The 11,716-nt window shown below is 35.7% G+C and carries 15 protein-coding genes; all 15 read right to left on the reverse strand.

Going from position 1 to position 11,716, the window contains the following annotated elements; translation table 11 throughout:
- Positions 1 to 99: 99 nt before the first annotated feature.
- Entirely contained in the window at positions 100 to 459 is a 360-nt protein-coding gene (locus tag T3H97_RS17935) for a (2Fe-2S)-binding protein (RefSeq protein ID WP_328800448.1), read from the reverse strand.
- A complete protein-coding gene (locus T3H97_RS17940) occupies positions 344 to 877 on the reverse strand; it encodes a hypothetical protein (RefSeq protein WP_328802887.1) in 534 nt (177 codons plus the stop codon). The genes T3H97_RS17935 and T3H97_RS17940 overlap by 116 nt, the downstream gene beginning before the upstream one ends.
- Before the next feature lies 1 nt (position 878).
- Entirely contained in the window at positions 879 to 1,919 is a 1,041-nt protein-coding gene (locus T3H97_RS17945) for an ABC transporter substrate-binding protein (RefSeq protein WP_264216044.1), read from the reverse strand.
- A 710-nt stretch (positions 1,920 to 2,629) separates the two neighbouring features.
- A complete protein-coding gene (locus T3H97_RS17950; RefSeq protein WP_013372313.1) occupies positions 2,630 to 3,007 on the reverse strand; it encodes a retropepsin-like aspartic protease in 378 nt (125 codons plus the stop codon).
- Positions 3,008 to 3,250 carry a hypothetical protein gene (locus tag T3H97_RS17955; RefSeq protein WP_013372314.1) on the reverse strand — a complete coding sequence of 81 codons (243 nt, stop codon included), beginning with the start codon at positions 3,248 to 3,250 and terminating at the stop codon, positions 3,008 to 3,010.
- 179 nt (positions 3,251 to 3,429) lie between these two features.
- Positions 3,430 to 4,068 (reverse strand): hypothetical protein, encoded by a 639-nt coding sequence (locus T3H97_RS17960; protein ID WP_328800449.1) that lies wholly within the window; start codon positions 4,066 to 4,068, stop codon positions 3,430 to 3,432.
- Positions 4,069 to 4,284: 216 nt separating this feature from the next.
- Positions 4,285 to 4,701 (reverse strand): DUF2569 family protein, encoded by a 417-nt coding sequence (locus T3H97_RS17965; protein WP_029515461.1) that lies wholly within the window; start codon positions 4,699 to 4,701, stop codon positions 4,285 to 4,287.
- 362 nt (positions 4,702 to 5,063) lie between these two features.
- The gene (locus T3H97_RS17970) at positions 5,064 to 5,378 is read right to left on the reverse strand and encodes a hypothetical protein (RefSeq protein ID WP_328800450.1); all 315 of its coding nucleotides are present in this window, start codon (positions 5,376 to 5,378) and stop codon (positions 5,064 to 5,066) included.
- Positions 5,379 to 5,419: 41 nt separating this feature from the next.
- On the reverse strand, positions 5,420 to 5,653 hold the full coding sequence (locus T3H97_RS17975; RefSeq protein WP_328800451.1) for a hypothetical protein: 234 nt from the start codon (positions 5,651 to 5,653) through the stop codon (positions 5,420 to 5,422).
- 163 nt (positions 5,654 to 5,816) lie between these two features.
- On the reverse strand, positions 5,817 to 6,521 hold the full coding sequence (locus tag T3H97_RS17980; RefSeq protein WP_328800452.1) for a hypothetical protein: 705 nt from the start codon (positions 6,519 to 6,521) through the stop codon (positions 5,817 to 5,819).
- Between the two features lie 174 nt (positions 6,522 to 6,695).
- Entirely contained in the window at positions 6,696 to 7,076 is a 381-nt protein-coding gene (locus T3H97_RS17985) for a contact-dependent growth inhibition system immunity protein (RefSeq protein ID WP_328800453.1), read from the reverse strand.
- A 282-nt stretch (positions 7,077 to 7,358) separates the two neighbouring features.
- Positions 7,359 to 8,765, reverse strand: a complete 1,407-nt coding sequence (locus T3H97_RS17990) for a hypothetical protein (RefSeq protein ID WP_328800454.1) — start codon at positions 8,763 to 8,765, stop codon at positions 7,359 to 7,361.
- Between the two features lie 282 nt (positions 8,766 to 9,047).
- Complete coding sequence (locus T3H97_RS17995) at positions 9,048 to 9,578, reverse strand: hypothetical protein (protein WP_322252197.1); 531 nt, start codon at positions 9,576 to 9,578, stop codon at positions 9,048 to 9,050.
- Between the two features lie 207 nt (positions 9,579 to 9,785).
- Complete coding sequence (locus T3H97_RS18000; RefSeq protein ID WP_069010389.1) at positions 9,786 to 10,472, reverse strand: hypothetical protein; 687 nt, start codon at positions 10,470 to 10,472, stop codon at positions 9,786 to 9,788.
- A 329-nt stretch (positions 10,473 to 10,801) separates the two neighbouring features.
- Positions 10,802 to 11,644 carry a hypothetical protein gene (locus T3H97_RS18005; protein ID WP_328800455.1) on the reverse strand — a complete coding sequence of 281 codons (843 nt, stop codon included), beginning with the start codon at positions 11,642 to 11,644 and terminating at the stop codon, positions 10,802 to 10,804.
- Positions 11,645 to 11,716 lie beyond the last annotated feature (72 nt).

Raw genomic sequence — 11,716 nt, forward strand, 5'->3', positions numbered from 1 at the left:
TCCTGACAATAGCATCCTTTGCTAGAGTGACTCACATGACTAGGCTTAACCAATTAACTACAACCAGGCCTGTTAGCAAAAGTAAAATTGTTACTGTTGTCATTTTAATTGAGATTTATTCTCATTGTCAATTTTCGGACATTTTCTGCAATATTCCCCTGACATCCGGTAATAAAAACAACAGGTGGTACGCTTGCTTTTCACGGCTGGAATGCTGTCCTTATTTTTTGTGAACCGGGTGAACGGATTTCTTTTTACACCGAACAAATGCCCGGGCGCTCCTTGCGTCAGATATGAAAAATCTGCCTGGATGTGCTGACTTTCTTGCTCAGCATTGTCTACTTCAGGAGTATATAATGGGACAATGCGTATCATGATATTCTCCCAAAGGATACTCATCGAAAGAGGAGCAATCGCAGCAAGCGTCTTTAACAGCGGTGCAAGGTGTAACGCAAACATCTCCTTTACCACCTTTTCCCGCCACACTTCCCTGTCTCCAGTTAGTGCTTCTGCCCGAAGCCCGTTCATAGCTAGAAGAGGAAAATGCGTCCCCCCCCTCATTAGCTGTGAGCGTCGGATGATAGAGAAAGCTGTTGTCTAGCCGAAAAGAAACATGCTGATGATGAACGGTCATCGCGGTCAGCAACGGAGCAATCCACAGGTAGCCGATTCGCTTAGCTAACATCGAAGCAGCTACCCTCATGTCAGGCGCACCAATATACTCTTGAAGCCAGCTTAAATACTCTCGGCATGCAGCTTCTTCATGTAGTTGACTCAAAGCAATAATACGGACATTATCTTCAGACGGCTCACCAAGCCGAATCGAGTGTTCTTCCACCGTTTGCTGCCATAAGTCAGTCGATAGATAATGGTCCATTTTAATTCGATCCCAACAGTGCTTCCGATGCCTGATCTACAATAATATTAATTGCAAGTGGGCCATAATAAGCGATCCAAAGTGTAGAATTAACATCATATGCACGGTTATTTTTAACTGCATCAAGGGATTTCCATACTGAACTGCTATCCAAAGCCTCTGCCTCTGCCGCAAACAACTCATCAGACAGAACAAAATAATGATCTGCACCAATCTCAGGAACTTTCTCCATCGAGATTTCAACGGAGGTATCATCTTTGATCTTCTGGACTAATGCAGGCATTTTTAAGCCCAAATCCTCATACAGAATGCCGCCTGTTCGATGCTCAAGACCATGAACACGAATGCCTTCTTTTCTCGGACGAATAAGTGCTACCGTTTCCTCTCCCAATTTCTCCGACAGCTTCTCCTTCAGTCCTGCAATTTTGTCCTCATAAGCCTTACGCACAGTTTCTGCCTCTGCCTGCTTACCTGTGATCGCAGCCACCGTAGCTAACGTATCTCGCCAGTCCTCGTAGAAGTCAAGTACGATTGTGGGCGCTATTTTGCTTACACTCTCATACTCTTTCTCTTGAAAATCAGTCATTAAAATAAGATCCGGGTCCAATGCTACAATCGCTTCCAGATTGGGCTTGTCCCGTGTACCTAAAACCTGTACGTCACCCGGCTTATCGCCTAAATATTCTGGAAATGTGGTATTGCCTTCAGCGATAACACTGCCTGCCGGCTGCTCGCCAACGGCTAGCAATTGATCCAGAAATTTGACATCAAGCACAGCAATTTTCTTTGGTTTCTCGTTAAGCGTATACTGACCCTTCATATGCGAGATCGTAACCGGGAAGGCTCCGGCAGTCTGAGACGCTCCATTCGAAGGCGTGTCCGTTGGAGTTGTAGCAGACTCATTGCCGCCATTTGTACCTGCTCCGGCACCGCAAGCCGTCAGTACAAGAACAAGGGCCAGCATCCAGATCATTAAAAATCGTGATTTATGGTCAGCATGTGCCATGTTTCCGGCAGCTTGCCTCTTTGTTCCTTTATTCATGGTGAAACCTCCTTATGTATGATAATGATTTTCATTATCGAAATATAAGGCGAGTATAATATATCTCCACATCGCGTTACCATGTACTTTTGCGACATTTCAGCCGGACTAATGCGACATGTAAACCGCTATATCTTCATTTACAATTCTATCAAGCTCTTTTACTAATTACTGCATAATCATCGTCTAATGTATCAAGCCAATAAAACCAAGAATCTCCCATTTTTTCTTTCCATTCATTTGGGAGTTCCGTTATTTCTAATCTAGCAACAACTATTTGATCTTCATTTTCTTCAAAAGAATATTTTTCTTTTCATTGATTTCTACCTCTTGCGTCAATGTACATTCCATATCCATTTGTTCCATTGAAACTACAATAGAGGTTTGTATGATAAATTTGTGGATGCTCTTCATTAAATTCTGAATGTGGAAACTCATAAAATGTTCCTTTGGATTCATAAGCCATATTCGGTGAAACATCTATCTTTAATACCCTTTCGTCCGCAGATATTTCTAAAACATTTTGCTTTCTCCTTTTATCAAGTATTTCCTATAACGTTCTTGTATTTATGAACCCGTTAGGGGGTGTCTGCTGAAATTCCTCTCCGAAATTCATCCCGAAGACCAAGGTTTCATCGGAAACATAGTGTGAATATTATGTTAAGTGAAGTTCAACTTTTTTTTGAATAACCTTTTTAAATTTAATGGCTTTATGAACGAGAGAGTTTAAAGTTCTCTAGATCTACATTGAATTTGCCTTTTACCAATATGTCTAATCCCAATAATCCGTTGATATTGTGATATTTAAATGAAGTAAAATCTATGAGTACATCTCTTAAAATAAAATCTCCTACCTGTATTCCCTTGATCCGTTTGGAAAATGCGTGTTCTTTCCCTCCAATTCCGTAACTTGTTATGATTTCGTCATCCATCCCGACCTGAATCCCAATATCATCTACTTCATCCTGTGAAATCAATGTATGGCTTGCTCCTGTGTCAATAACTATGTTATTTATGACTTTCTTTTCTCCATTAAAATGGACTGTTATTTCGGTGAACAACAGCCCATCCCTATACTCAATTTTCATTTATAGATTTCTCCTTAAACCAACATTCTTCCGAACCTTCACAATGACCTGGTCCTTAGAAGTATGATAAACCAAGGTTTTGTCTCGGCTATTCAACAACTCTCTTGTTGCTTCTTCGTCACTTACAGGACCAATCACAGCGACGTCATCTATGATTTCTTTATTTTCTGTCTCTTCGAAATGAAGAATTTCAAACTTTACAAATTGATTCGGGAAGATTTGTTGTACTTCTTGCCACTTCACATTAATCCCTCCTGTCCTTTTATGGTTACATTATATCATTTAATTAGAATTTCACTTAACGTTCCTGTATTCACGACCCTAGCGAATGCTGGGATGTCTGGCCTCTGCCGGACCGAGGGTACAGCCCGGTGCGTGAGTATATTGTTTAAGTAAAGTCACTTATCTTCGAGTTATATTCGTCACGATTTAGAAAAATTCTCAATATAATGTTTCATAAAAATTATATAATTATCATGACTTGAATCAATATTAAATATCTGTCTATCTGTTACACCTTTCTCTCTTACTTCTATTTTTATGTTTCTTTGGTTACGTTTAAACTTGATATCTAGAAAAACTTCTTTTATTAAACCGTGTTCTATTTGACTATCTCCCGGGAAATTAAAAATATGTTTTTCTGTACTTGCATTGAATAGTGCAACCATATCTATAAAGTCTGACACTTGTTCTTTATTTGGAACAACAAATTCATGTTCAACTAAATTCCTTACAGAATTTATTTTATTTAATATTCTAGGAGCAATAATTCCTAAGTTTTTTAAAGTCTCTATCTTCTTAGGTACATTCCATTTTTTTGAATTTCCAAAAAAACCAAATGCAATCATCAAACAATCAATTTGGCAGTCAAGAGATCTCTTTGCATTTGAGAGAGCATTTATTAAACTGTGTTTTTCAGTTCCCGATTCTAAATCAAATTCAGCAAAGGACAAGTATTCTGAAGGCGTAACATCAAATGGTATATCTATTTCTTCATGTCCACGAGAACTCCAATAACTATTATCATTACTTAGAAAATCAATCACCTCAGAAAATTCCATAAGATCAACTCCAATTTAGTATTTAGGTGATTTCACATAACGTTCTTGTATTCACGAACCCTCACTGGCTTAAGGAGCGAACGCGCCGGGTCCGACGGACTTAGCCAGTGCAGGGTTGTCCGGCTGCTTCCACTCCCCCAAAATGTCTCTGCCGGACCGAGGGCCGAATGGCCCGATGCGTGAATATTTTGTTATCTGATGCCAATGCCTTCTTGATTAACTTTCAAATGTTGCTTTGACTCGTTTTGAGTTTTTAAAATACAAAATCCATATTGATCCAAAAATAATTGTAGAGATTAAACTTGGGAGTTCATCTATTTTGTTAATTGTGAGAATGAAGTTCAAAAATCCAAATATTATAGTGATTATTTCAATTTGAATTATTATATTTGGTCCTTTCCTTTTCTTCTTCAATATAAGCACTAGAGAAACAATAATTAAGACTTCAGAAAATAAATATATTCCGACAGAAATAGTTCTAGCAAGATTCCAACCAATTGTTCCAACTAACATATAAATATAAAATTCGAAATAAAGACCTATTAAATTACTTATAAGTAGATAAAAAGAATAGATCACAAAGAGAAGCAGCCAGCCTTTAATTCCACTCATACTATTCTGAGATAATTGCATTATTGGCTCCTTAATTTTTGTCTTTTATTTGCATTGAGCATTGGTTTCAGATAACGTTCCTGTATTCACGACCCAGCGTATGCTGGGTGTCCGGCGAATGCTGGACCGAGGACGAATGTCAAATGCGTGAATATTATGTTAGTTGATGTTACTGTTCTACTCGAAATCACTAAATCTATTTCTAATCATTTCTGCTTGCTTAGTGGCAACCTCTAAGCTTTGTTCTAGCTTCTCTAAGAACTCTTCAACATAATTTTCTCTTAAAATCGGTATTGTAAAGGTTCTTTCATAATTCAAAGATTTGTATTTAAAAGTGAACAAAACAGAGTTGATTTCACTTACGTTAATTTTATCTGCATCATCTAATATTGCCTGAAACATTCGCCCATCAAATATGACCATCGGATAGTAAATACATATGTCATCCTTTTTTTTTCTTTGCCATAATATAAGCTTGTTTTTACTGCCGCTGTTAGAGCTTTGAATATCGTCTCTCCTGTCTCTGATCCTTTGAAGGCTTCAAAAAAACTTCGAGCTCTGTAATCATAACTTTTAAAAGGATGTACTTCTTTAATATAGTTTGTTGAAATCAATCCAAAAGGCTTGGTATTTTCGAAATTCCATACAAACAATTCCTCTAAATCCTGATCATCATATTCGTCAACTTCTGACTCCAAGAATACCCAAGGTTTATTATCGCTTTTCTTGCACTCAATAACTAAAACGTTTCTAACGTATATATCTTGATTGTTTTTTTGTCCCTAAAGATTCTATTCAAGTGCGAAAGTATATCAATTTCTCTAGACTTTCCTTCGTCTTCATCAATGTGATAGGCACTATGATTTACGAAGTACCCTCTATTTTTTAAAAGCTTCGAAACTCTTAGTTCAAGAGGAAATCCTGTCTTATTGATTTCTTCTTGAATCTTTTTGATGATATTTTCCAACTCCATAGGACTTCTCCTCTTTGCAGTAATTTCAACTAACGTTCCTGTATTTACGACTCGACGCATGTCGAGTATCCGGCGAATGCCGGATCAAGGGCGTATGCCCGCAGCGTGAATATTATGTTAACTGATGTCCGGTCGTTTAAATTTTCTTTATGAATTCTTGGTTTTAACTATTTCTTATAAATTTTAAAAATTCCTTTCCAAAGTCAGTGATATAAAGATGCGTTAGACCTTCCTTTGCTAAATCGTTATAGGTGTTCCCTGTTGTTTTTGTATCTATAAGAAGTGCTTTAGATATCAAATCACAGATATAAAATTCATACTTACCATGAGATTCAATAATAGATAAGTGTGCTGATTCAACCCTTATCTTTTCGATAATTTGATCTTTATGGGATGTGCTGTTCAGCATACTTATACTGCCATCATATCCTTCACTAATGTCCATACTTCCTGATCTTCCAGTGTGTTCAAACATTTTTAGAATTTCTATCTCCATAAAGTCTAGCCTAGTAACTAAGTCCAAAAATGTTTCGGTGAAATCTGATTGATATGGTGTGGTTAACATTGAAGCTAGGATATCTTTGAAAATTTTTAACTTGAATTCATTTTTCGTGTCTACAACTCGTTTAATTATTGCAGCATAGATATCATTGAAATCTTCGGAACTAATAATCTTTTCGTCTACAATAATGCCTAAATCATTTAATTGGATTAAAAAACTCTCTACGAAATTATTTATTCTGTGTTGTGCTATTCTTCCTCTTACTTCAAAAAGGGCTTCGTTAAGTGCTCCACCTATACAAGGAAATGCAGCCGAGATACTGCCTTTCGCCATTCCAATTAAAACGTGTTTTAATTTATTATTCATTTGCTGTATACTCTACTTTCGTAATTATTTTAAAAATATGTTTTATTGGATTTCAGTTAACGTTCCTGTATTCACGACCCAGCTATGCTGGGTGTCCGGCGAATGTCGTACCCAGGGCGTATGCCCGCAGCGTGAATATTATGTTATGTGGTGTACCGGACTTCTTGAATCTACTTACAAATGATCGCTTCTGTATTTACTTATGTGCTCTTCTAATGTCTTTCTCGCTTCTTCATAGGTTCTAATCACTTCATCCAATTCGTTCTTCAACTCTTTATGTTCTTTCCAATATTCTTTCTCCACTTTGAGTATCGAACAAAATAAATCTCCTGATCCGAATGGGTTCTGTATTAATTGCTCTAAGGCTAGAGGTAAAAGAAAATCTAGATTCATTTGTTGCCCAATCAAAAGTCTTAAATCTTCATTATTCAATTCACAAAGAGGTTTCTTCCTTAATCGATGTACTTGGATCACTAATGAAGAAGCAAAATTCGGTTCACCCCAATATTTTCCTTCAAGTTCTTCAAGGGTTTTGGTTAGATCTACTTGTTGCATGGCTTCACCCTCTTAAATAAATGGTTTCCGGTATGTCACATAACGTTCCTGTATTCACGACCCGACGCATGTCGGGTGTCCGCAGCGTGAATATTATGTTATAGGATGTCAGCACCTTCTTCGAATTATTTACATACATTATAAACTAACGCTACCCGTTAACTTATAATGTGCAACTTTAGAGTATAGATTTAATAGATTTAAAGCAGTATCAGCCATGTGTCCATTACCGTGCTTGAGCAGCGAAATAATTATTTAATCGTGTTAACTCTTAATAGTCATTTAATTATTTATGCTATTTATTCCGCTTAAATATTTTTTTAAGTTTTCCAATTTACTTTCCTCAATAACGTGTAAGGTTACATTAGAATAAACTATAGGATTTATACACTCTGTAACGATGTATTCATCTTTGAAATAGCATTGAGCTGCATTTAAAAAAAAGTCCAAAGGTAATGGATACTTTGCATTTGGGTTATGAAATACAGTTACTCCTTCTGCCCATGTTTCCGAATTTTCTTCTGTAACCGTATATTCGAACATACTCGGTTCAGACGCATTAGGATCGGGGTTATGCATACTTCCAATTCTGTGCATCAATACATCGTTTTCGTCCAGTCCACACTGCTTTCCTATTCGACTAAATTTTGAAATTGTTGCACAGGATGAATGTAATACAGCACTTATATTTTCAGAATTATCTTGGAAAAAGAACCCGGAGGGAATCGTGTTACGACCTTCGCCTTTACTATGTTTTTCAACTTTTATTGGGTGTATTATCAATTTTCCATTCTCATCATACGAGAAATCATACTTATAACCATATAGATATGTTATTAGCGAATTCTGACTCCAAGTCATTGAATAGGGTTCATGAAAATCTGCGATAGCAAGAATAAACGGCTTTTCTTTTGTATGTGAATATTCCCAATAGTGTCTTCCAGATTTATCTGTATGGGTTAGTTTACTAAATAGTGCGCTTCCCCACCTTGCAGGCATTAGTTCTTTTTTGTTTAAAATCCCTTCCAAATCAAGTCTTTCACCCCACAGTTTATCGGGGTCTTTGTTAGCTACTATAACGGCTTCTAAAGAAACAATCATGTCATTTGAACTAAGTAAAAAGTCTGGTGCAAAATGACTTCGGTCGATCAGTAAACCTTCTTCATTAAAATAACAGAATAAATACAACTCCCACAGTCTAGAATCAAATCCTTGCGTTTGAAATTGTTCAATGAAGTTACCATCTACATCGAAAAAATGTGGCATAATCTCATTTATAACATTCCTTGCAGCAGAGTGCGTTGCACTTTTGGATATAAAATCGAAATACCTATCAAGTTTAGATGCTTTTACTTTTGAAACAAACAAATCTTTTACTACATTTTTTTTGTTTACTAGATTCATTATTTCTGTTTGTTCAAGTTCTTTTGAATAAGAAAACAAATAATTTCTTGCCTGATCAATATTCTCTATATCAATCTTTAAATCAATACAACGGATTTGTCTATTTTCGTCCCTTGCAGAAAAAATCACGGTATAATTTTTATCTTGTCTATCAAGACAAATGACACTCCACAGAGTTTTTGAATCATTCATATACCACTCAATTTCTTCATTAAAAAATTCTGCTAGACTACTTCTAGTAAAAAACATATACAAATCAAATTGGTTTTGAGATATAGGTCTCAACTAAGATCACTTCTTTCAGGATAAATTCTTATAACATAGTGTTTATTACTTACAATACTGCGAAAATGGACTTGGAATATTTTTTATACTTTAATGCTCTTACGCAAATCCGCTCGTTACTTGAATTAGCATATAAGAAGTTGCTTTTGATTTTGCTTTTTTGCGCTGATTTCCTATAACGTTCCTGTATTCACGACCCAGCACATGCTGGGTGTCGGCGAATGCCGGACCTAGGACGAATGTCCGCAGCGTGAATATTATGTTAAGTGATGTTCCTCTGAATTACCTATCAAATACGTCTTGAAAATATTTATCCATTAATCCTTTATTCTTAAATCTGTCTTTAATATGTTCTTTTGCTCTTAAACAAGCATTTTTATAACCTTCACTTCTCATACTGTCCGCAAGAAAAACCATTTCAATTATTGGATCACTTGGTTCCAACTCGTATGCTTTTGACAGCATGTTTTTCCCCATGCTTTCCCAATGCTCATAGTCTCCAAAATGATGAGGAAACAAAGTGATCATATAACCGAAAATCAATAAAAACTGCGTCTCTTTCGAGAAATTATGTATCCCTTCTTCTGTAATTTCGTTTAATGTCAATTCAATCATTTCATAATCGTTATCATCAAGCCCCTGAGTAACAAACGTATTTCCAGATTCGACACTCAAATACCAGGATATAAAACCTAAATTCAAGCATATACTCAAGTCACGCTTCCCTTTGTCCCACTCTCTTTTCGTTGACAGAAAGGCTTCTTGATAATTTTTTGCAGTCTCAAATTGATTTAATTGATCTCCATTAATCATCCTTTAGCTTCCTTTCAATTTTGCCTCGGAATTTCACTTAACGCTTTTGTATTCACGACTCAGTGTATGCTGAGTGTCTGGCGAATGCCAGACCAAGGACGTATGTCCGCAGCGTGAATATTATGTTAACTGATGTCTCCTACTTCCTGAAAGATCCACAAAATTACTAATAAAGGTTTCAAACATTTTTTTAAATTTTCTTAGGTCTTAATCCTGAGTTTTATTCTTTTTAAAGTACTTTTCAAATACTTCGTTTCCAATACCAATTTCCGGAATCACCTTATTTAATATTCCTTCTAGAGTAGAGTCAAATTCATTCAGAAAAGGTACAAGTTCGTTGAAATTAAATCCATTTATAATTAGCTCTAATTTATGACTACTTCCTCCAGTAAAATTAATATCATCTGGAAGCGCTTGATAGTGCACAATTTTATTCCTAATACTTATAATCTCTCGTACTTGATTAATCATTTTATCTGATAGCGTCTCACTCGTTGTCAACTTAAAAAACCATCCTATTTTGTCTGGAATCTTGAGTCCAGTGATAGCTTTTGTAATTTCATCTGCTTCGAGTCCTTGCTTTAATGAAAGCACCTCTCGATAAAAGTGATTAAGGATATGTTCTATACAAGTTCCTGCCATGATAAATGCACTTTTAAATCTCTCTGACTTTATTTCGGATTCGGTAGCTTCAATAAATTCGCTATAATTGATCATCTGAATTTGAAGTTCATCTACTAATGCTATGCCTCTTTCTATAATTTCTGCTCTATACTCAGAATCGTCAATCTTATCTATATTAAGCTCACCCGAACGAATTAAGTTTGTTAGTAAAACGGGTAAAAAAGTCTCTGCAATTCTAGTAATCATTTTTTCATCTTGTAATATCTCCACAGTAATTTTCCTCTCTGCATAATTTAGTGATTTTATTTACTCGCACTAAATTATTTACTTGAACTAATTCATTAACAATAACAACAATATTAAAGAGGTCTTTCGTTGGTTTCGGAGATTTCAGTTAACGTTCCTGTATTCACGACCCAGCGTATGCTGGGTGTCCGGCGAATGCCGGACCAAGAGCGAATGCTCACAGCGTGAATATTATGTTATCGGATGTTCATTTCTTCTGTGAATTAGCATTATAACTTTAATAAAAAAGTAAACTTCATAATGCTTTTAGATGATGATATGTTAGATTCATTATCTAAATACATTACGACTACTTATTCTAATGCTTCTACATCCACTGTTATCTCTACTGACATTCCGCCATGAAGATAAGTATTGCTTACTGTCGCTATATCTTTCAACGAACCAATCTCAATAGGTCTTTCTAAAATCTGTTTAACTTTTTTATTATCTGTATTTATAATTATTCTAGCTTCACTTTGATTCTCAAATCTTGTATGTTTTATAGTCAATTCATTAGGCATCCTTTGCCCAAAATCCCACCACCCATACTCACCATATTTATCAAAATCAAAATAAGATACGCGTGATACAATTATTTCTTCTCGTTCTAGACCCAATGCCATTAAAGAAGAAATAATTCTTTTTTCAAACTCTTTATAGTCATGTATAAAAATAACTGAAGGTCTATCCTTTTCATCCAATTTCTCTACTTCTTCTGGATCAAGGTTGTCCATAAAGTCTTTGAAATAGGAGTCTGGTATCATTGTTGTTAATCTATGCTTTCCTTCTTTCTCAGGACAATCAAACATACTTTGCTTTAAAATATAAAAGCAAAAGCATGGCAATTCCATGTCACGGGAACTCTTTAAATAAACATGTTTTCCGATTGGAACTCGTAATAAGTCAGTGTATTTTTCGTATTTTTGATTTAATTCAACTCCTCGTTCAATATCAAGCACATGAAAAGTTGCCATTGTACCCTCTAACTTATCTCCGCGTCCTTCTCCTTTTTCAAAAGCGTACTTCACCCATGAACTTGGCGTACTAAATTTGATTTCTCCATTATTCAGAAAATTTTCAGCATATTTCTGGGTTGTACACCGGAATACCATCATGAAATTTTCAGGTTCTGCCCATACAGCTTTTTCTTCCATTTTATTTTTCCTCCTATATTAATATTTTTAAATTTATAACAATACTTCGCTAAAGGACTAGTCTCACTAATT

The organism is Paenibacillus sp. LX16 (assembly GCF_036252815.1).
Taxonomy (GTDB): Bacteria; Bacillota; Bacilli; order Paenibacillales; family Paenibacillaceae; genus Paenibacillus; species Paenibacillus polymyxa_B.